This window comes from Frigoribacterium sp. PvP054 (assembly GCF_040547465.1).
In the GTDB taxonomy this organism is placed as follows: domain Bacteria; phylum Actinomycetota; class Actinomycetes; order Actinomycetales; family Microbacteriaceae; genus Frigoribacterium.
Genome location: NZ_JBEPPU010000002.1, coordinates 143,520 through 162,298 on the forward strand (window position 1 = coordinate 143,520; position 18,779 = coordinate 162,298).

Here is an 18,779-nt window from a genome sequence, read left to right on the forward strand (position 1 = left end):
TGCGACCAAGAGATGAGAAGCACCGCGAGAACTAGTGGCTCGGGGTGCCCCCGGCAGGAATCGAACCTGCGACCAAGAGATTAGAAGGCTCCTGCTCTATCCGCTGAGCTACGGGGGCGGACTCGCCCACGATACCGTGCCGAGTCACGCGGCCCCGCAGCGGCCGAGCCCGGCTCGGCACCGCGTCTCGTGCACGTCGCCCGGACTAGTCGCGGTGCAGTGCACGAAAGGCGGTGCGACACGGGGCGCATGCCGGGTTCGGCGATGGCCCGTCAGGTCGGGCCGACGATCAGACCGCCAGCGCCAGGGCCCCGAGCAGTCGGTCGAGCGTCGGGACGCCGGGTGACCGGAAGACGACCTCGCCGTCGTCGCGCGTCACCACGAGGGTCGGCGTGCTGCGGACGTCGCGCCGTTCGGCCTGCTCCGGCCGGGCGGCGACGTCGGCTTCGTCGACCACGAGCGACGGGACCAGCGCCCGGGCCTCGGCCACGACCGCTCGAGCCGCGTGGCAGGGGCCGCAGAAGGCGGACGTGTACAGCTCGAGCTTCATGTGGGGAACAACGAGGAGGCGCGGGGGAATCTTCCCCCGCGCCTCCTGCGGTCTCGTGCGTCGTCGCGGCCGAGGCCGCGGGCGTCAGTTGTCTCGGTCGTCGTTGCGGTCCTCGGGATCGTCGACCGGGTCGCTGTCCGCGGCGTCGAGCGAGTAGTGCACCTGCAGCTGCTCGCCGACCATCTTCGCTTCGGTGGCCGTGTAGACGATGCCCGTCTCCATGCCGTCGATCAGCACGAAGTCGGTGATCTGCTCGTCGTACGAGCCATCGGTGCTGATGCGGGTGTCGGTGGAGCCGTCGCTCGGACCGCCGTCGAAGAAGACGACGTACTCGGAACCCTCGGCCACGGTGGGCTTGCTGTCTGTCATGCCCACAGGTCTACCAGGAGGCGCGGAGTCGGCGTCCAGTCTTCTCACCGCCCTGCCGCCTCCGAGCGATTCCCCAAAAGTATAGCCAAGCTATATAGCTTGGCTATACACTAGTGCGATGACTTCCCAGCCGACAGACATCTTGGAATCCCTCCTGACGTCGACCCATCGCCTCACGCGGATCGCCGCGCAGGAGACCGGCCGCACCACCTCCCCCGCCGTCTGGCGCACGCTCTCGATCCTGACGACCGACGGCGACCTGCGCGTCGGCGACCTCGCCAGGGCCAGCCGCGTCTCGCAGCCCACCATGACGAAGCTCGTGCGCGGCCTCGCCGAGGACGAGCTGGTCAAGCGCATCGCCGACACCGACGACTCGCGCGCCTGGCTCATCGCCATCACCCCGAAGGGCACGGCCGCCCTCACCGAGTGGCGAGGTCAGCTCGCCGACTCGCTCGGCGACCTGTTCGCCGACCTCGACGACGACGACTGGGCCGTGCTCGACCGAGCCACCAGCCTGCTGGCCTCACGCTTCAGCAGCCGCACAGACGTCCGCGCCGACACCGAGGCGGTGTTCGCATGAGCGCCGCGACCCCGACCGCGCACGAGCCGGCACCCAGCATCCTCAAGCAGCCGACGGCCGTCTGGGCCATCGCCTTCGCCTGCGTCGTCGCCTTCATGGGCATCGGGCTCGTCGACCCGATCCTGCCGGCCATCGCCGAGTCGCTGCAGGCCAGCCCCACCCAGACCGAACTGCTCTTCACCAGCTACCTCGCGGTTACGGGCGTGGCCATGTTCTTCACCAGCTGGGTCTCGAGCCGACTCGGCGCCAAGCGCACCCTGCTGATCGGGCTCGCCCTGATCGTCGTCTTCGCCCTGTTCGCCGCCACCAGCGGCGACGTCTGGTCGATCATCGGCTTCCGAGCCGGGTGGGGCCTCGGCAACGCCCTCTTCATCTCGACCGCCCTCGCCACCATCGTGGGTGCCGCGTCCGGGGGGACCGCCTCGGCGATCATCCTCTACGAGGCCGCCCTGGGCCTCGGCATCGCCATCGGCCCCTTGATCGGCGGCCTGCTCGGGTCGGTCAGCTGGCGCGGACCGTTCTTCGGCGTCACGACCCTGATGGCGATCGCCTTCATCGCGATCGTGCTGTTCCTCAAGGGCGGCGCGACCGAGAAGGTCGCCCCGACCGATCTCTCGGCCCCGTTCCGCGCCCTGGGCCGCCCTGCCCTCGGCGCCCTCGCCGCGACCGCACTCTTCTACAACATCGGCTTCTTCGTCCTGCTCGCCTACACGCCCTACCCACTGGGCTTCGGTGCGCTCGGCATCGGGTTCACGTTCTTCGGCTGGGGCGTCGGACTCGCCGTCACGTCGGTGTGGGTCGCGCCCCTGCTGACCGCGCGCCTCCGGCGGACGACCGTGTTGCGGATCGCCCTGCCGCTCCTGGCACTCGACCTGGTCGCCGCGGCCGTGTTCGTGGGCACCCCGGCCGCCCTGGTGGTCTGTGTCGTCGTCGGCGGCCTCGTGCTCGGCGTGCTCAACACCGTGCTGACCGAGTCCGTCATGGAGGCCACCGACCTGCCCCGCTCGGTCGCGTCCAGCGCCTACTCGGGCGTGCGGTTCCTCGGCGGCGCCGTCGCCCCACCCGTCGCGACCCTGCTGGCCGACACCATCGCGCCGAGCGCCGCCTACGTGTTCGCCGCCGCCAGCGTCGCCGTCGCGTTCGTCGTCGTGGTCGCCGCCCGCGGAGCCCTCCGCCGCGTCGACGACGGCCCCGAACCGGCCCGCGTCGAGGCCGAGGCCATCGGAGCCGGCGAGGCCCTGTAGACCGGACGTCCGGCACGTCCGCAGCCGCGCCTCCTGGTCCGACCGTCGGACGAGCCCGGGAGGCGCGGCCGCGGACGGGCACCGGACTAGACTCGCCCAATGGCTACGAGCAACGACCGACTGGTCTGGATCGACTGCGAGATGACCGGGCTCGACCTCACGGTCGACGAACTCGTCGAAGTGGCCGTGGTCGTCACCGATTTCGACCTCACGCCCGTGCACCCGGGCTTCACCATCGTCATCAAGCCCGACCAGTCGGCACTCGACAACATGGGCGAGTTCGTCACCGAGATGCACCGCTCGTCAGGCCTCATCGACGAGATCCCCGACGGCGTCAGCCTCGCCGAGGCCGAGTTCGAGGTGCTCGAGTACATCCTCAAGTTCGTGCCCACCGAACAGCATGCCCCCCTCGCCGGCAACACCATCGGCACCGACCGGGCCTTCCTCGCCAAGTACATGCCCCGCGTCGACGGCCATCTCCACTACCGCAGCGTCGACGTCTCGTCCATCAAGGAGCTCGCCCGCCGGTGGTTCCCCCGCGTGTACTTCAACGCCCCCCAGAAGCACGGCGGCCACCGCGCCCTCGCCGACATCCTCGAATCCATCCGCGAACTCGAGTACTACCGCCGCGCCGGCTTCGTCGCCGACCCCGGCCCCACCACCGAAGACGTCCAGGCGATCTCGAAGGCCGTCGTGGACGAATGGGCCCCCAGGCTGTAGTAGAGTCTTCTCGTTGCGATCGCCTCGGTGGTCGCACATGGTGGGTATAGCTCAGCTGGTAGAGCGCCTGGTTGTGGTCTAGGAGGCCGCGGGTTCAAGCCCCGTTACTCACCCGAATGAAACGGCTCTGCCCTGATGGGGCAGGGCCGTTTTCGGGTTCAGCGCCTTGTGGTCTCGGATGCGCGAGCGCATCCGAGACGTCGCGGGGGGAGACTTCGATGCGCTCGTCACGTTCGGGGCATCGCAGGGGACCCCCGGCGCTCGTCACGGTCGGGGCAATGTCCAGCGACAGGCCGCGTGGGCGTGCGAGAGTGAGGGAGTGGACCACTCCCCCGCGAACGACGACGACGCGCCCGCTGCCGACGCCGGACCGAAGGGCGTCGACCCGGGCCTTGTGAGCGCCGCCGCGTTCGACGCCATGGTCGTCGACCAGCTCGACCTGCTGCCCGACGACATGGTCGACGGTCTCGACAACGTCGTCTTCGTCACCGAGGACCGACCGGAGGACGGTTCACTCGACCTGCTCGGCCTCTACGACGGCGTCGCCCTCACCGAACGCGGCCAGTACGGCTTCGGCGAACTGCCCGACCGCATCATCCTCTACCGCGAACCGCACCTCGCCGCCGTCGACGACCTCGACCAGCTGGCCGACGAGATCCACGTCACCCTCGTCCACGAGATCGCCCACTTCTACGGCCTCGACGACGACCAGCTGCACGAACTCGGCTGGGCCTGACCCACACCCGGGCGAATCCGACGTGCCCCGGCGGCCCCGGACGACCGCACCCGCCGAACCGGACCGGGTTCGCGCCCTAGGCGTCGACCACCACGTCGGCCAGCGAGCGCGGCTCCTCGCTCGCCAGGTGCACCTCCTCCTGCTCGGACCAGACGTCCCACCACGGTTCGTACGTCGCCCCGTCGCGGGCGAGCGCCCGTGCCCGCCGCGATCCCGCGTCGAGCTCGAGCCACACGCGCACGTCAGCCAGAGCCGAGGAGGCGCGGGTCACCGCCCCGGCCCCCTCCACGATCAGCGAGACGGCCGGGTCGAGCGCCTCCCACCCGCCCGCACGGTCCGCGGTCCAGTCCCATCGCCGCCAGCCGGGGTCGACGGGCCGGAGCAGCGTCGTCTCGACCGTCCGTGACGCGGCGGCCAGACCGTGCCAGCCCGGGTAGACGTCGTCGAGGTGCACCAGACGCACGGGGCCCAGCCGGTCGGCGGGCCACGCGGCGGCCACCGCACGGCCGAGCGTGGTCTTGCCCGAACCCGACCGGCCGTCGATCAGCAGCACCACGCGGTGCGACCCGGCCCGCGCCTCCTCGGCCCGCCGCAGCAGGACGCCGACGGCGTCGTCGACGGCGACCCGCTCAGGCAAGGACGAACTCCCACGTCCCGGCGAGCACGGCCGCCGTGACGGCTGCCCCGGCGATGACGACGCCGAGGGCGACCAGCACGCCGTCGCGCAGCCCGAAGGTCGAGGGGCGTGCCCACGTGCGCGGGGTGTCGGTGCCGAAGCCCTTGGCCTCCATGGCCGTCGCGAGCTTGCTGCCTCGTCGCACCGACAGCACGAGCAACGAGAAGGCCTGCTGCCCGAAGCGCCGCAGGGCGCCGACCGGGCCGCCCGAGTCGGCGACGCCCCGGGCACGGCGGGCCAGGGCGAGCTGCCGCCAGTCGTCCATGAACAGGCCCACCAGTCGCAGCCCGGCGAGCCCGCCGAGCACGAACCGCGCCGGCAGCCGCAGCACCTGGCCGAGACCGTCGGCGAGGTCGGTCGGATCGGTGGTCGCGAAGAGCACGATGCCCGGCACCCCCACGGCCACGATGCGCAGCCCGATCGCCCCGGCGAGGGCGAGCGAGCCCTCGGTCACCGTGACGAGCCCCCACTCGACGACCGCCGCACCCCCGTCGCGACCGTAGAGCGCGATGGCCACGACCGACGTGGGGGCGGCGACCCAGAGCGGCGCGGTGCGGGCGAGCAGCTGCCGGGCCGAGAGGCCCGCGAAGGGCAGCAGCAGGGCCTCGAGCAGCAGGGCCGTGCCCGCCGAGACCCAGTCGATCGAGAGCAGCAGGGCGACCGCGAGCACGACCGCGGCGAGCAGCTTGGCGACCGGGTTGACGCGCCCGACCGCCCCGGTGGCGACGACGGGCGTCAGCACGCTCACCGGGGCGTCCCGGTGGCGTCGACGCGCCGGGCGTGGGCGCTCAGGTCGAGGACGCCGTCGGCGAGGGCGTCGACGAACTCGGCGTCGTGGGTGACGGCGACGACCGCGCGTCCCTCGTCGAGCAGCTCCGCGAGCAGGGCGACGAGTTCGCGCCAGGTGCGGGCGTCCTGCCCGAAGGTCGGCTCGTCGAGCACGAGCAGCGACGGGCGCGACGCGAGCACGGTCGCGACCGAGAGCCGGCGCTTCTCACCGCCCGAGAGCGTGAACGGGTTGGCCCCGGCGAGGTGGTCTAGGCGCAGCCGGTCGAGGAGGTGGTCGACGCGCGAGGCGACCTCCGTCGGGGACCCGCCCAGCGCCTCCGGACCCACCGCCAGCTCGCGCCGGACGGTCGCCGTCAGGAACTGGTGCTCGGGGTCCTGGAAGACCGTGCCCACGCGGGTCAGCAGCTGTCGGGGCTTCCACCGGATCGGGGACGCACCGGCTCCGTCGGCGAACGACGGGGTGGCCTCGAGGGCGCCCGCGACGGGAGCGAGCAGCCCCGCGACGGTGAGGGCGAGCGTCGACTTGCCCGAACCGTTCGTGCCGGTCACCGCGAGCGCGCGCCCCTCGGTGACGGTGAGGTCGATGCCCGCCGCGACCGCACGGCCCCTGGCGCCCCGGCGTCCCACCCCGAGACCCATCGCCGTCATCAGCCGGTCTCCGGTCGTGCGCGACCGGGCGGGCGCAGGAGGCGCGGCGCCCGGGACCCACACCCCCGCGTCGACGAGGCGGTCGCGTTCGGCCCTCAGCACGTCGTCGGGGCGGCCGTCGGCCAGCACTCCCCCGCCCGCGTCGAGCACGACCACCCGGTCGACGACGGGGAGCCACACCGAGACCCGGTGCTCCACGACGACCAGCGTCGCCTCGGTGGCGGCCACGACGCGGGCCACGGCGTCCCGCACCTCGACGACGCCCTCGGGGTCGAGGGCGGCGGTCGGTTCGTCGAGCAGCAGCAGTCCGGGCCGCATGGCGAGGGCACCGGCGAGGGCGAGGCGCTGCTTCTGTCCACCGCTCAGCTCGGAGGTCGCCGCCGCCAACGGCAGGTCGAGCCCGACGGCGTCGAGGGCGTGACCGACGCGACGCCAGATCTCGTCGCGGGGAACACCGAGGTTCTCGCAGCCGAACGCGACGTCGTCGCCCACGCGGGCGAGGACGACCTGCGAGTCGGGGTCCTGCAGGACGAGCCCGACCCGGCCCCGCTGGTCGGCGGGCTCGCGCCCGTCGACCAGCAGGTCGCCGGCCTCGTCGCCCTCGTCGTCGCCGCCGAGCACGCCGGCGAGCCCGGCGAGCAACGTCGACTTGCCGGCACCGGAGGCACCGAGCAGCAGCACGCGTTCTCCGGGGGCGACGTCGAGGTCGAGCTGCGACACGGCGGGCCGGCGGCGGCCGGCGTGACGCCAACCCCAGCCGCGGGCGGTGACGCGGGCGCCGCGGACGCCACCGCGGGTCGGCTCGCCTGCGCCGCCCGCCCCGTGGGACACGGAGGACACGAGGAGGCGCGCCTAGACCCGGGCGTCCGCCGAGCGTCCCGAGGCGAACCGCGAGAGCGCCCCGGTGCGGGCGAGGCCGCGGGCGGCGAGCCACGAGAGCAGGCCGGCGATGACGGTGCCCGAGACGATCGAGGTCACGACGTAGATCGCCTTGGACCCCGCGGCGTAGGCGGCAGCCGAGGCGAAGCTGGTGTCCATCAGGCCGACGGCGAGGCCGGCGACGGCACCGGCGAGCAGCACCGTGCCGAGCCGCCACGACCTGTACAGGAACATCGCGAGCACGATCTCGGCGCCGAGCCCCTGGACGATGCCCCAGATGAGCACCGAGAAGCCCCACTGCGTGCCGATGAGCATCGAGACCACGGCGGCGACCACCTCGGTGTAGACGGCGGCGCCGGGCTTGCGGATGACGATGCCGCCGAGCACGCCGGCGAAGAGCCAGCCGCCGTTGAGGACGCCCTCGAAGCCGCCCGAGAAGCTCAGGACGCTGTCGATGGGCGTGTAGGCCAGGCCCCAGGCCCAGAACACGACGCCGGCGGCGACGCCGATGACGCTGGCGACGACGATGTCGACGACGCGCCAGCGTCGGGTGGGGGTGGTGCGGGGCTTCGGCGTGAAGCCGGTCGAACTGTCGCGAGCCGCCGTGGAACGGTTTTCGGGCGTGGACGTGGACATCTGTTCTTCTCCTCCCTGCGCTGGCATGACCCAGATCAGGTTCGACGGTCGAAGCGTGGTTCGCTTCCTCTCAGCCCGGCTCACCGGACTCCCGTGTGTCGTGGGGACGATCATAGCGCCGCCCCCGGGCGGGTCAGAGCCCGGCGGCCTTGCGGACGAGCGCGGCCACGGAGGCGCGGGTCGCGTCGTCGTCGTCGGTCACCGCGTACGAGGTGGCCCAGATCGACCCGTCGTCGAGCCGGGCGGCGTCCTGGAAGCCGAGCGTCGAGTACCGCGTGCCGAACTTGGCGCCCGGCTGGAAGAACACGACGACCTTGCCGTCGCTGTTCGCGTACGACGGGAAGCCGTACCAGGTCTTGGGGGCGAGGTCCGGCGCGTGCTCGGCGACGACCTCGTGCACCATCTGCGCGATGGGCCGGTCGGCGTCGGTCATCGCCGCGATGGCGTCCACGGCGTCCTGGGCCTCGGCGGCCGACTTGTCGGCGGCCTTCTGACGCTTCGCCTCGGCCCGCAGCTCGGCCGTACGCTGCTTCATCGCGGCCTTCTCTTCCGTGCTGAACCCGGCGTCCGCCATGGTCGTGCCCTTCTCGTGCCTGCGTGCTGTGGGTCGGCCCGGTCGGGTCGGCATGGGCCCCATGATGACAGGCAGGATGGTCGTCATGCACCTCCAAACGACGACCACGGGCGACGGCGAGCGCCACGTCGCCCTCGTCCACGGGCTCGGTGCCGACGGGGCGACCTGGCGGCCGATCGTCGACCGGTTCGTCGCGACCGGGTCGTACACCGTCACCACCGTCGACCTGAGGGGCCACGGCGAGAGCGACCGGGCGTCGTCGTACCGGCTGGGCGACTTCGCCGACGACGTCGCCTCGGCCCTGCCCCGGGGTCTGCACGGCGTCGTCGGACACTCGCTGGGCGGGTCGGTGCTCGTCCGTGCCGTCGACCGGCTGCAGCCCCGCACCGCCGTCTACCTCGACCCCGGGTTCTCGCTGGCCCTGCCGACGACGGGGCTCGCCGGGCGGCTGTTCTGGGCCGCGCCGACCGTGACGATGGGCGTCGCGGCGCTCGCCCAGGCGCGGAAGGGCGCCCGGCTGCGCGCCGGGTACGACGACGCGACCCGCACCTCCCTGGACGACGCCCGTGCCCGGTTCGACTCGAGCATGGCGATCGGGGTGTTCCGCGACGTGGCGTTCCACCCGGTGGCGGCGACGGCGCCGGCCGTGCCGTCGGTCGTCGTGCTGTCGGACGACTCGCCCGCGGTCGTGCCGGAACGCCTCGTGTCCGACTACCAGAGGGTGGGGTGGCAGGTCCGCCGCCTGCCGGGCGTGCACCACGACATGCAGCTCGAGGCCCCGGACCGCACGTTCGCGATGCTCGCCGAGCTGCTCTGACGGACGGCGGCCGGTCAGGCTCTCGGCAGGGCGCGTCCGTCGGCGTCGAGGTGGTCCCGCCACGACCGCGTCGCCGTCCAGCCGAGCAGCCGACGGGCCTTCGCCGTCGAGATGCCGGACGCGTCGACCCGGTCGAGCTGCCGGAGTGCGATGCGGTCGCCGTGGTGCTCGCGCAGGGTGGCGGCGAGGTCGTGGCCGCCCGCGTTGTCGGCCGCGGCGACGTAGAAGACCTCGTGACCGGGCAGGTCGCTCTCGGCGGCGAGCAGGAGGGCGTCGGCGAGGTCGTCGGCGTCGACGTAGCTGCCGAAGTTCGCACTGTCGGGGTCGGCTCGGCGCACCTGCGGCCCGAGGTTCGCCTCGTAGTTCGTCTCGTCGTGGACGGTGCTCGGGCGGATCGAGATCGCCCGCAGGTCGGAGCGCCGGACGGCGGCGTCCATCAGCTGCTCGCCGAAGGCCTTCGAGAGGGCGTAGGGGTCCTGCGGGTACAAGGGGTGCTCTTCGTCGACCGGGACGTAGTCGGGCAGGAAGGGCCGCTCGGGGAAGAAGTTGCCGACGATGCTCTCGCTCGACACGTTGACGAAGCGGGGAACGCCGAACCGGACGGCCGCCTCGACCAGGTTGAACGTCGACATGAGGTTGGTGTGGAAGACGACGTGCGCCGGGTTCGCGGTCGGCTGCGGGATGGCCGCGACGTGCACGACGGCGTCGGCACCCGCCACGACCGAGAAGGCGGTGCCGGCGTCGGTCAGGTCGCCCATCACGTAGCGGCCGGGTTCGTCGACGCCCGTGTCGAAGACGGGCCGAGCCAGGTCGACGCCGAGGACGTCGTGGCCGGCCTCGACGAACCGGCGGACGGCCGCGCGGCCGACCTTGCCGCGTGACCCCGTGATGACGACCTTCATGACGCGCTCCCTCGATCGAGGGATGCGCCGAGGGCCGGAGCATCCACGCCCGTGACGCTACGCCCCGAGGCCCCGAGGAGGCGCGCCCGCCTCGACCACCAGGCCACGCGGGCACGGAGGCCTGCCAAGATGCAGCATGACCGTCGTCCGGATCGTCCTGCTGTTCGTCCTCGCGGCCGTCGCCGAGATCGGCGGTGCCTGGCTGATCTGGCAGGCCGTGCGCGAGAACCGGGGCTGGCTCTTCGCCCTGCTCGGCATCGTCTCGCTGGGCGCCTACGGTTTCGTCGCCGCGTTCCAACCCGACGCGACCTTCGGTCGGGTGCTCGCGGCCTACGGCGGGGTCTTCGTCGCGGGCTCGCTCGCCTGGGGCATCGTGGTCGACGGGTTCAAGCCGACGACGTGGGACTACGTCGGTTCGGCCGTGAGCCTGCTCGGAGCCGGCATCATCGTGCTGGCCCCGCTCCTGACGACCACGGCGGGCGAGGCCGAGGCCTGAGCGGGGACGACGCGCTCGGCCTCACGACGCGTGTCGGGCCGTCCAGTCGGCGAAGGGGGCCGTCGCGTCCTCGGCGTGCCCCTGCTCGGATCGGAGCGCACGCTCGTCGACCGGCTTGGAGTACTCGTCGTAGAACGTGCCCAGGGACATGAGCCGGTTGCCGTCCTCGTAGTGCTCGCCCTCCTGCTCGCGCGACACCGCGTAGACGACGCGATCCGGTTGCGCGTAGTACAGGGCGCCGAGGCACATCGGGCACGGGTAGGCGGTGACGTAGGCGTCGACGCCGCGGAGGTCGGTGATGCCCTGCTCGGCGGCGAGCCGGATCGCCAGGATCTCGGCGTGCGCCGTGGGGTCGCCGGTCTGCGCGACGTGGTTGGTCGCCTCGGCGACGATCTCACCGTCGCGGACCAGCAGGCAGGCGAAAGGCTTGCCGCCCTCGTCGACGTTCTGCTGGGCGCGCTCGACGGTCAGGGCGGTGAAGCTGTCGTCTCGTTCGATCATGCCTCGACACTGCACCGTCGACCGCGCCCGGGCGCGGTCCGCGCACGACGGTGCGGTTTCCGGCCCGGGGCACGGCGTTCGGCTCAGGCCAGGGTCAGCTGCCCGTCGGCCTCGAGCCACTCGAGGCCCTCGACGACGGCCTGCACCGAGGTGTACCGCGGCGCGTAGCCGAGCAGGCGGCGCGCCTTGGCGATGCTCATCGAGTGGCTGCGCGACGCGTGCTGCCACGAGGCGTCGGCGTGCTCGGCGGTCGTCTGGTCTCGGAACTCGGCCCACGAGACGAACCGCAGCCGCGCCTCCTGGCCGTAGTGGCGGGCGATCGCCTCGGCGAGGCCGCGCAGCGTGATCGCGCGGTCGCTGACGACGTGGAACGCCTCGCCCACGACCTGCGAGTGCCGCTCGGCGGCGAGCTGGAAGGCCTGCGCGACGTCGTCGGCGTGGACGTGGTGGACGGTCTCGAGGCCGAGGCCCGGCACGGCGACCTCGCCACCCGTGGCCAGGGCCTCCCACACTGCGAGGTCGAGGTTGCCGACGGCGTTGATCATCGGCCAGCCCGGGCCCGTGATGTGCCCCGGGTGCAGCACGACGGACCGAACCCCGCCCGGCCTCCGCGACTCGCGCAGCAGCAGTTCTTCGATCGCGGCCTTCTGCGTGCCGTACTCGCCGAACGGCGTGCGCTCGGCCTCTTCGGTGATCGGGACCTCGCGCGAGGGGCCGTGCACCCACACGGTGCCGCAGTGGACGAGCACGGTGCCCGTGCCCTGCAACGCGTCGACCATCTTGCGCGCGGACGAGACCGTGAAGCAGATCATGTCGATGACGACGTCGGCGCCGAGGCCGGCGATCTCGCGCGCGAACGTGCCGTCGGCGTCGCCCGCCTCGCGGTCGAGCAGGAGGCGCGTCACGCGTGACCACGCGGCGTGCGGTCGGTACGGCTCGGACGCGCCGCGGCTGACGGCGACCACCTCGTGGCCGGCCTCGACCAGTCGCGGGACGAGGAAGCCACCCACGTGGCCGGTGGACCCGATGACGACGATCTTCACGAGGCCGAGCCCGAGATCGTCGGGAGGGCGCGGCAGGGAGGCGGGGTGGCGGCTCGTCGAGCGGCAGCGGAGGACATGAGCCGACGCTACCCGGCCCACCCCCGACGGGCGTACCCCGTCCGGGGGTCACGAGGCGTCCCCCCAAGTGCCCACTGTGCCCGGGCCGAAGATTCTTCAGACTTCCTGTGAGGGGCACGGCGGCTCGTCGGATCACCGGGCACGGCCCGCGACGAGCCACCCGCTCCGCGCGTCCCACCCGGCACGCGCCACCCGACGAGGAGAACCATGACCTTCACCGATCCCCGCCCGCGCGGCACCCGCCGCCGCGCCGCGACCGTCTGTCTCGCGGCCGCCCTGACCCTGGGACTCGTCGCCGTGGGCTCCGGTGCCGCCGTCGCCGCGCCTCCCGGTGCCGGCCCGTCGGCTCCGGCCGCGCCCGGCCGACCGGGCCCCGCACTGCCCGTCGTCGAGGGACCGGTGATGAACTACGCCGTCAACGCGACCAAGGCGAACCCGGGCGCGACGAAGCAGGTCGAGCGCGCGGTCGCCGCGGCCGGTGGCAGCGTCATCGCCGCGTACGCCGACCTCGGCGTCGTCGTGGCCCAGTCGAGCAACGTGAACTTCGCGGCCTCGGTGCGCGGCGACAAGGCCGTCCTCTCGGCCGGAGCCACCCGCACCGCCGCGGTCGCCGAGACCGACCCGACCTACGGCGTGGGCACGACGGCCCCCGGCCCGGGCAAGCCCGTGAAGCCCGGCACCCCGGGCGGGCCCGGCACGCCCGGCGGCCCGGGACACCCCGGCGGACCGCGGGCCGCGACCTCGCCCGAGCAGCGGCTGGAGGAGACCACGACCGTCGTCGCCGACCCCCTCGAGGCCCAGCAGTGGGACCTCGCCGCGATCGGGGCCGACCGGGCGCACCAGGTCACCGACGGCAGCCGCGACGTGCTCGTCGCCGTCCTCGACTCGGGCATCCAGGGCGACCACCCCGACCTGCAGCCCAACATCGACGTCGCGGCCTCGGCGAGCTGCCTGACCGGGACCCCCGACTCGAGCTACGCCGCCTGGCAGCCCACCACGAGCGACCACGGCACCCACGTCGCCGGCACGATCGCCGCCGCCCGCAACGGCGTCGGCATCGTCGGCGTCGCCCCCGGCGTCACGATGTCGGCCGTCAAGGTCGTCAACGACGACGGCTTCATCTACCCCGAGGCCGCCATCTGCGGCTTCATGCAGGCCGCGGCGACCGGGGCCGACGTCACGAACAACAGCTACTACGTCGACCCGTGGCAGTTCTGGTGCGGTTCGGACGTCGACCAGGCGGCCGTGCTGACCGCCGTCGACCGGGCCGTCCAGTTCACGCAGAAGAAGGGCATCGTCAACGTGGCGGCGGCCGGCAACTCGTCCATCGACCTCGCGAACAAGACCGTCGACACCGACAGCCCGAACGACACCACGCCGGTCACCCGGCCGATCGACTCGCGCTGCCTGGACATCCCGACCGAACTCGACGGCGTCGTCACCGTGTCGTCGACCACGTCGGCCGGGGCGAAGTCGAGCTTCTCGAACTACGGCGACGGCGTGATCGACGTCGCGGCCCCCGGCTCGGCGATCCTGTCGACCGTGACCGGTGGGGGCTACGGCACCAAGTCGGGCACCTCGATGGCCTCGCCGCACGTCGCCGGCGTGCTGGCCCTGCTGAAGTCCACCCACCCGCGCCTGAGCGGCGCCGCCCTCACCGGCCTGCTCGAGCGGCAGGCGACCGACACCCCGTGCCCGACCGGCACGACGACCTGCACGGGCTCGGCCGCGGACAACGGCTGGTTCGGCGAGGGGATCGTCGACGCCCTGGCGGCCGTCACGAAGTAGCGGGCACCGCCCACGACGGGGCGTCCGTCCGGCCCGAGCGGCCGGTCGGGCGCCCCGTCCTCGCGCGGACGGCGCGCCCGTTCGCCCCTAGGCTGAACGAGTCCCAATCGGAGGTTCGATGCACACCTGGCCCGGCAACCCCTACCCCCTCGGCGCGACCTACGACGGCAGCGGCACCAACTTCGCGATCTTCAGCGAAGCAGCCAGCAAGGTCGAGTTGTGCCTGTTCGACGACCACGGAACCGAGACGAGGGTCGAGTTCACCGAGGTCGACGCCTACGTCTGGCACGCCTACCTGCCCACCGTCCAGCCCGGCCAGCGGTACGGCTACCGGGTGCACGGCGACTACGACCCCGCGAACGGCGTCCGGGCCAACCCGAACAAGCTGCTGCTCGACCCCTACGCCAAGGCGACCTGCGGCGAGATCGACTGGGACGAGGCGCTGTTCGCCTACACCTTCGGCGACCCCGACTCGCGCAACGACAAGGACAGCGGCCCGCACATGATGCTGGGCGTCGTCATCAACCCGTTCTTCGACTGGCAGGGCGACCGCGCCCCCAAGTACAGCTACGACGAGACCGTCATCTACGAGGCCCACGTCAAGGGCCTCACCGAGACGCACCCCGACATCCCCGAAGAAGAGCGCGGCACCTACGCCGGCGTCGCGAACCCGGCGATCATCGAGCACCTCAAGAAGCTCGGCATCACCACGCTCGAGCTCATGCCGGTGCACCAGTTCGTGCAGGACAACACCCTGCTCGAGAAGGGCCTCAGCAACTACTGGGGCTACAACACCATCGGCTTCTTCGCCCCGCACGCCGCCTACTCGGCGACCGGCGACATCGGCCAGCAGGTGCAGGAGTTCAAGACGATGGTGCGCGTGCTGCACGAGGCCGGCATCGAGGTCATCATCGACGTCGTCTACAACCACACCGCCGAGGGCAACCACCTGGGGCCCACGCTGTCGTTCAAGGGCATCGACAACGCCGCGTACTACCGGCTGATGGACGGCGACCAGCAGCACTACATGGACTACACGGGCACCGGCAACAGCCTGAACGTGCGGCACCCGCACTCGTTGCAGCTGATCATGGACAGCCTGCGCTACTGGGTCACCGAGATGCACGTCGACGGGTTCCGCTTCGACCTCGCCGCCTCGCTCGCCCGCGAGTTCTACGAGGTCGACCGCCTCTCGACCTTCTTCGAACTCGTGCAGCAGGACCCGATCGTCTCGCAGGTCAAGCTGATCGCCGAGCCGTGGGACGTCGGGCCCGGCGGCTACCAGGTCGGCAACTTCCCGCCGCAGTGGACCGAGTGGAACGGCAAGTACCGCGACACCGTGCGCGACTTCTGGCGCGGCGAGCCCTCGACCCTCGGCGAGTTCGCCAGCCGCATCACGGGCTCGGCCGACCTGTACGAACGCGACGGGCGTCGCCCTGTGGCGAGCATCAACTTCGTCACGGCCCACGACGGCTTCACGATGCGCGACCTGGTCAGCTACAACGACAAGCGCAACGACGCCAACGGCGAGAACGGCAACGACGGCGAGAGCCACAACCGTTCGTGGAACTCCGGCGTCGAGGGCGAGACCGACGACGGCGAGATCCGTGCGCTGCGCGAACAGCGTCAGCGCAGCTTCCTGGCCACCCTGTTGCTCAGCCAGGGCGTCCCGATGCTGCTGCACGGCGACGAACTGGGCCGCACCCAGGGCGGCAACAACAACACCTACGCGCAGGACAACTCGATCAGCTGGATCGACTGGCCGAACGCCGACCGCGAACTGATCGAGTTCGTCGCCGAGGTCATCAAGCTGCGCCACGACCACCCGACCTTCCGTCGTCAGCGCTACTTCAACGGCCGACCCGTCACGCGGGGAGAAGGCGAGCCCCTGCCCGACATCGTGTGGTTGACCACCGAGGGCGACGCCATGCACGAGGGCGAGTGGAACGAGTCGTACGCCAAGGCGATCGGCATGTTCTTGAACGGCAACGGCATCCGGGGGCGCGACGCCCGTGGCGGCCGGATCACCGACGTCAACTTCGTGCTCTACTTCAACGCCAGCGCCGAGACGGTCACGTTCGTCCTGCCGCCCGACGAGTACGCCCAGGGCTGGGAGGTCGTCGTCGACAGCACCGTGACCGCTCCCCCGCCGCCGGCGAACGCCGCCCCCCGCACCCCGACGGCCACCCGGGCCGCCACCACCCCCCAACCGCCCTCGACACCGCAGGCCCCCGCGGCCCTGCGGGCCGGTGACCGACTCCCCGTGGTGGGTCGCTCGCTCGTCGTCCTGCGTGCCACGGCCGAGGAAGAACTGTGACCCGACACGAACCGACCATGCACCCGCGCTCGACGTACCGCCTGCAGGTGCGCGCCTCCTTCGACCTGGAGGCCGCCGCCGAGCTGGTGCCGTACCTGCACGACCTCGGCGCGGACTGGGTCTACCTCTCGCCGATCCTCGCCGCCGAGCCGGGCAGCGACCACGGCTACGACGTCGTCGACCACAGCCTGGTCGACCCCGAGCGCGGCGGCGCCGAGGGGCTCGACGAGCTGTCGACCCGGGCCCACGCCGCGGGACTCGGCGTGCTGGTCGACATCGTCCCGAACCACGTCGGCGTCGCCACGCCGAAGGCGAGCGTCTGGTGGTGGGACCTGCTGACCCACGGTCGCGAGTCGCGGTACGCCGACGCGTTCGACGTGGACTGGGCGGCCGGCGGCGGCAAGGTGCTGCTGCCCGTGCTCGGCGAGCCCGCCGCGGCCGACGGCTCGATCGAGGGCCTGAGCGTCGACGGCGACGAACTGCACTACTACGACAACGTCTACCCGATCGCCCCGGGCACGAGCGCGCCCGGCGACGACGCGACCGCGGTGCACGCGCGACAGGCCTACGAGCTCGTGCACTGGAAGCGCGCCGACACCGACCTGAACTACCGCCGCTTCTTCGCGGTCAACACGCTCGCGGGCATCCGCGTCGAAGACGAGCGGGTCTTCGACGAGTCGCACGCCGAGATCGGCCGCTGGTTCGCCGAGGGGCTCGTCGACGGCCTGCGCGTCGACCACCCGGACGGACTCGCCGACCCGAAGGGCTACCTCGACCGGCTCGCGACCCTCACGGGTGACGCCCACGTCCTCGTCGAGAAGATCCTCGAGGGCGACGAGCGCCTCCCGGAGGACTGGGCGACCGCCGGCACCACGGGCTACGACGCCCTCGCCGACCTCGACCGCCTCTTCGTCGACCCCCACGGGGCGCCGGCCCTCGACGCCCTCGACGCCCGCCTCCGTCGGGCACGCGGCGTCGACGCCGACGAGCAGGCCGCAGGGGCCGACGAGACCACCGGCGACGAGCCCGCCGACTGGCACGAGATGATCCTCGGCACGAAGCGCGGCATCGCGGACGGCATCCTCGGCAGCGAGATCAACCGCCTCGCCCGCCTGGTCGCGGGCGGCGGCACCGTCGACCCCGCCGTGGTCGACGCCCTGGCCGAACTCGCCGCGGCGTTCCCGGTGTACCGCAGCTACCTGCCGCAGGGTGCCGCCTGGCTCACCGAGGCCGCCGAGGTCGCGATGTCGCACCGGCCCGAGCTGACCGACGCGATCGACGAGGTCGTCGCCGTGCTGCGGGACGAGACGCACCCGGCGTCCGTGCGGTTCCAGCAGACGAGCGGCATGGTGATGGCGAAGGGCGTCGAGGACACGGCCTTCTACCGCTACAGCCGTCTCGCGACGCTGACCGAGGTCGGAGCCGACCCGAGCGAGTTCGCCCTCACCCCCGACGAGTTCCACGCCCGTCAGCAGGTGCGCCTGGCCGAGCGCCCGTTCGGCATGACCACCCTGTCGACCCACGACACCAAGCGCAGCGCGGACGTCCGGGCGCGCATCTCGGTGCTGGCCGAGGTGGCCACCGAATGGGCCGCGACCCTCGAACGCCTGCGCGAACTCGCCCCGGTCGGCGACGGCCCGTTCGAGAACATCCTCTGGCAGACGATCGTCGGCTCGTGGCCGACGTCTCGCGAACGCCTGCACGACTACGCCGAGAAGGCGTCCCGTGAGGCGAGCACGTCCACCACGTGGACCGACCGCACCGACGAGGCCGAGGCCTTCGAGGAGCGCATGCACGCGGCGGTCGACGCGGCCTTCGACGACGACGAGGTGCGCCACGAGGTCGAGCGCATCGTCGACGTCCTGCGCGCCCCGGGCTACAGCAACTCGCTCGGCGTCGCGTTGATGCAGCTGACCGGGCCGGGCAGCCCCGACGTCTACCAGGGCGGCGAGCTGTGGGACTTCTCGCTCGTCGACCCCGACAACCGACGCGAGGTCGACTTCGGACTGCGCCGGCGCCTCCTGGACGAGGTCCGTGGCGGCGCGACGCCCGCGGTCGACGACACCGGTGCGGCCAAGCTCGTCGTCACGCACCACGCGCTGACGCTGCGCCGCGACCGTCCCGACCTCTTCACGCGGTACGCCGCGCTGCCGGTGTTCGGCGAGCAGGCCGCGTCGGCGGTCGCCGTCGACCGTGGCGGCGCGCTCGCGATCGCGACCCGCCTGCCCGTCGCCCTCGAGCAGGCCGGCGGCTGGGACGACACCGTCGTGCTGACCTCGGGAGGCGCGTACCGCGACGTCTTCACCGGCCGGCGGCACGAGGGCGGTCGCCTCCGCCTGGCCGACGTGCTCGAGACGTACCCCGTCGCCCTGCTGATCCCCGCAGAGGACTGACCCCGTCGGGTCGCGCCACGTCGCGCCCGACTAGCGTCGGCCC

General features: G+C 72.4%; 19 protein-coding genes, 2 tRNA genes and 1 riboswitch. Of the genes, 10 read left to right on the forward strand and 11 right to left on the reverse strand.

Going from position 1 to position 18,779, the window contains the following annotated elements; genetic code table 11:
• Positions 1-45 precede the first annotated feature (45 nt).
• The 3 genes from ABID81_RS03470 to ABID81_RS03480 all read right to left on the reverse strand — a co-directional run bounded on the left by ABID81_RS03470 (position 46) and on the right by ABID81_RS03480 (position 919).
• Positions 46-118: transfer RNA gene (locus ABID81_RS03470), tRNA-Arg, on the reverse strand.
• Positions 119-289: 171 nt separating this feature from the next.
• A complete protein-coding gene (locus tag ABID81_RS03475) occupies positions 290-550 on the reverse strand; it encodes a thioredoxin domain-containing protein (RefSeq protein WP_354593437.1) in 261 nt (86 codons plus the stop codon).
• An 84-nt stretch (positions 551-634) separates the two neighbouring features.
• The gene (locus ABID81_RS03480; protein ID WP_354593438.1) at positions 635-919 is read right to left on the reverse strand and encodes an oligoribonuclease; all 285 of its coding nucleotides are present in this window, start codon (positions 917-919) and stop codon (positions 635-637) included.
• A 118-nt stretch (positions 920-1,037) separates the two neighbouring features.
• Between ABID81_RS03480 and ABID81_RS03485 the strand changes: the two genes are divergently transcribed.
• From ABID81_RS03485 to ABID81_RS03505, 5 genes are all read left to right on the forward strand, one after another.
• Positions 1,038-1,499 (forward strand): MarR family winged helix-turn-helix transcriptional regulator, encoded by a 462-nt coding sequence (locus ABID81_RS03485; protein ID WP_354593439.1) that lies wholly within the window; start codon positions 1,038-1,040, stop codon positions 1,497-1,499.
• Complete coding sequence (locus ABID81_RS03490; RefSeq protein ID WP_354593440.1) at positions 1,496-2,743, forward strand: MFS transporter; 1,248 nt, start codon at positions 1,496-1,498, stop codon at positions 2,741-2,743. The genes ABID81_RS03485 and ABID81_RS03490 overlap by 4 nt, the downstream gene beginning before the upstream one ends.
• Positions 2,744-2,842: 99 nt before the next feature.
• The gene (gene orn / locus ABID81_RS03495) at positions 2,843-3,463 is read left to right on the forward strand and encodes an oligoribonuclease (protein WP_354593441.1); all 621 of its coding nucleotides are present in this window, start codon (positions 2,843-2,845) and stop codon (positions 3,461-3,463) included.
• A 40-nt stretch (positions 3,464-3,503) separates the two neighbouring features.
• Positions 3,504-3,576, forward strand: a tRNA-His gene (locus ABID81_RS03500).
• 305 nt (positions 3,577-3,881) lie between these two features.
• The gene (locus ABID81_RS03505; RefSeq protein ID WP_354593811.1) at positions 3,882-4,199 is read left to right on the forward strand and encodes a metallopeptidase family protein; all 318 of its coding nucleotides are present in this window, start codon (positions 3,882-3,884) and stop codon (positions 4,197-4,199) included.
• A gap of 76 nt (positions 4,200-4,275) precedes the next feature.
• Here ABID81_RS03505 and ABID81_RS03510 read toward each other — a convergent pair whose 3' ends face one another.
• The 5 genes from ABID81_RS03510 to ABID81_RS03530 all read right to left on the reverse strand — a co-directional run bounded on the left by ABID81_RS03510 (position 4,276) and on the right by ABID81_RS03530 (position 8,401).
• Positions 4,276-4,836 carry a nucleoside/nucleotide kinase family protein gene (locus ABID81_RS03510; RefSeq protein ID WP_354593442.1) on the reverse strand — a complete coding sequence of 187 codons (561 nt, stop codon included), beginning with the start codon at positions 4,834-4,836 and terminating at the stop codon, positions 4,276-4,278.
• On the reverse strand, positions 4,829-5,623 hold the full coding sequence (locus tag ABID81_RS03515; RefSeq protein WP_354593443.1) for an energy-coupling factor transporter transmembrane component T family protein: 795 nt from the start codon (positions 5,621-5,623) through the stop codon (positions 4,829-4,831). Before ABID81_RS03515 ends, ABID81_RS03510 begins: the two co-directional genes overlap by 8 nt.
• The gene (locus ABID81_RS03520) at positions 5,620-7,143 is read right to left on the reverse strand and encodes an ABC transporter ATP-binding protein (protein ID WP_354593812.1); all 1,524 of its coding nucleotides are present in this window, start codon (positions 7,141-7,143) and stop codon (positions 5,620-5,622) included. The genes ABID81_RS03515 and ABID81_RS03520 overlap by 4 nt, the downstream gene beginning before the upstream one ends.
• A gap of 21 nt (positions 7,144-7,164) precedes the next feature.
• Positions 7,165-7,827 (reverse strand): ECF transporter S component, encoded by a 663-nt coding sequence (locus ABID81_RS03525; RefSeq protein WP_354593444.1) that lies wholly within the window; start codon positions 7,825-7,827, stop codon positions 7,165-7,167.
• Positions 7,823-7,931, reverse strand: a riboswitch (TPP riboswitch). Its footprint overlaps the gene before it by 5 nt.
• 29 nt (positions 7,932-7,960) lie before the next feature.
• Positions 7,961-8,401: a hypothetical protein gene (locus ABID81_RS03530; protein ID WP_354593813.1), complete on the reverse strand. Its 441-nt coding sequence runs from the start codon at positions 8,399-8,401 to the stop codon at positions 7,961-7,963.
• Between the two features lie 85 nt (positions 8,402-8,486).
• Between ABID81_RS03530 and ABID81_RS03535 the strand changes: the two genes are divergently transcribed.
• Positions 8,487-9,218, forward strand: a complete 732-nt coding sequence (locus ABID81_RS03535; protein WP_354593445.1) for an alpha/beta fold hydrolase — start codon at positions 8,487-8,489, stop codon at positions 9,216-9,218.
• A 14-nt stretch (positions 9,219-9,232) separates the two neighbouring features.
• Here the strand turns inward: ABID81_RS03535 and ABID81_RS03540 are convergent, their stop codons facing one another.
• Complete coding sequence (locus ABID81_RS03540; RefSeq protein WP_354593446.1) at positions 9,233-10,120, reverse strand: NAD-dependent epimerase/dehydratase family protein; 888 nt, start codon at positions 10,118-10,120, stop codon at positions 9,233-9,235.
• Positions 10,121-10,256: 136 nt separating this feature from the next.
• On the opposite strand from ABID81_RS03540, the gene ABID81_RS03545 reads away from it, so the two are divergent.
• Complete coding sequence (locus ABID81_RS03545) at positions 10,257-10,616, forward strand: YnfA family protein (RefSeq protein ID WP_354593447.1); 360 nt, start codon at positions 10,257-10,259, stop codon at positions 10,614-10,616.
• 21 nt (positions 10,617-10,637) lie between these two features.
• Here ABID81_RS03545 and ABID81_RS03550 read toward each other — a convergent pair whose 3' ends face one another.
• Both ABID81_RS03550 and ABID81_RS03555 read right to left on the reverse strand, forming a co-directional pair.
• Positions 10,638-11,117 (reverse strand): nucleoside deaminase, encoded by a 480-nt coding sequence (locus tag ABID81_RS03550; protein ID WP_354593448.1) that lies wholly within the window; start codon positions 11,115-11,117, stop codon positions 10,638-10,640.
• An 83-nt stretch (positions 11,118-11,200) separates the two neighbouring features.
• Positions 11,201-12,160 carry an NAD-dependent epimerase/dehydratase family protein gene (locus ABID81_RS03555; protein WP_354593449.1) on the reverse strand — a complete coding sequence of 320 codons (960 nt, stop codon included), beginning with the start codon at positions 12,158-12,160 and terminating at the stop codon, positions 11,201-11,203.
• A 285-nt stretch (positions 12,161-12,445) separates the two neighbouring features.
• On the opposite strand from ABID81_RS03555, the gene ABID81_RS03560 reads away from it, so the two are divergent.
• The 3 genes from ABID81_RS03560 (at position 12,446) to treY (ending at position 18,736) form a co-directional block, all read left to right on the forward strand.
• Positions 12,446-14,026 carry a S8 family serine peptidase gene (locus ABID81_RS03560; protein ID WP_354593450.1) on the forward strand — a complete coding sequence of 527 codons (1,581 nt, stop codon included), beginning with the start codon at positions 12,446-12,448 and terminating at the stop codon, positions 14,024-14,026.
• A 118-nt stretch (positions 14,027-14,144) separates the two neighbouring features.
• The gene (gene glgX / locus ABID81_RS03565) at positions 14,145-16,343 is read left to right on the forward strand and encodes a glycogen debranching protein GlgX (RefSeq protein WP_354593451.1); all 2,199 of its coding nucleotides are present in this window, start codon (positions 14,145-14,147) and stop codon (positions 16,341-16,343) included.
• 17 nt (positions 16,344-16,360) lie between these two features.
• Positions 16,361-18,736: a malto-oligosyltrehalose synthase gene (gene treY / locus ABID81_RS03570; RefSeq protein WP_354593814.1), complete on the forward strand. Its 2,376-nt coding sequence runs from the start codon at positions 16,361-16,363 to the stop codon at positions 18,734-18,736.
• The last annotated feature ends 43 nt before the right edge of the window (positions 18,737-18,779 follow it).

Bases quoted from the DNA above. Each gene is read 5' to 3' on its own strand.
- ABID81_RS03475 (WP_354593437.1), bottom strand. From the start codon at position 550: ATGAAGCTCGAGCTGTACACGTCCGCCTTCTGCGGCCCCTGCCACGCG.
- ABID81_RS03480 (WP_354593438.1), bottom strand. From the start codon at position 919: ATGACAGACAGCAAGCCCACCGTGGCCGAGGGTTCCGAGTACGTCGTC.
- ABID81_RS03485 (WP_354593439.1), top strand. From the start codon at position 1,038: ATGACTTCCCAGCCGACAGACATCTTGGAATCCCTCCTGACGTCGACC.
- ABID81_RS03490 (WP_354593440.1), top strand. From the start codon at position 1,496: ATGAGCGCCGCGACCCCGACCGCGCACGAGCCGGCACCCAGCATCCTC.
- orn (WP_354593441.1), top strand. From the start codon at position 2,843: ATGGCTACGAGCAACGACCGACTGGTCTGGATCGACTGCGAGATGACC.
- ABID81_RS03505 (WP_354593811.1), top strand. From the start codon at position 3,882: ATGGTCGTCGACCAGCTCGACCTGCTGCCCGACGACATGGTCGACGGT.
- ABID81_RS03525 (WP_354593444.1), bottom strand. From the start codon at position 7,827: ATGTCCACGTCCACGCCCGAAAACCGTTCCACGGCGGCTCGCGACAGT.
- ABID81_RS03530 (WP_354593813.1), bottom strand. From the start codon at position 8,401: ATGGCGGACGCCGGGTTCAGCACGGAAGAGAAGGCCGCGATGAAGCAG.
- ABID81_RS03535 (WP_354593445.1), top strand. From the start codon at position 8,487: ATGCACCTCCAAACGACGACCACGGGCGACGGCGAGCGCCACGTCGCC.
- ABID81_RS03540 (WP_354593446.1), bottom strand. From the start codon at position 10,120: ATGAAGGTCGTCATCACGGGGTCACGCGGCAAGGTCGGCCGCGCGGCC.
- ABID81_RS03545 (WP_354593447.1), top strand. From the start codon at position 10,257: ATGACCGTCGTCCGGATCGTCCTGCTGTTCGTCCTCGCGGCCGTCGCC.
- ABID81_RS03550 (WP_354593448.1), bottom strand. From the start codon at position 11,117: ATGATCGAACGAGACGACAGCTTCACCGCCCTGACCGTCGAGCGCGCC.
- ABID81_RS03560 (WP_354593450.1), top strand. From the start codon at position 12,446: ATGACCTTCACCGATCCCCGCCCGCGCGGCACCCGCCGCCGCGCCGCG.
- glgX (WP_354593451.1), top strand. From the start codon at position 14,145: ATGCACACCTGGCCCGGCAACCCCTACCCCCTCGGCGCGACCTACGAC.
- treY (WP_354593814.1), top strand. From the start codon at position 16,361: ATGCACCCGCGCTCGACGTACCGCCTGCAGGTGCGCGCCTCCTTCGAC.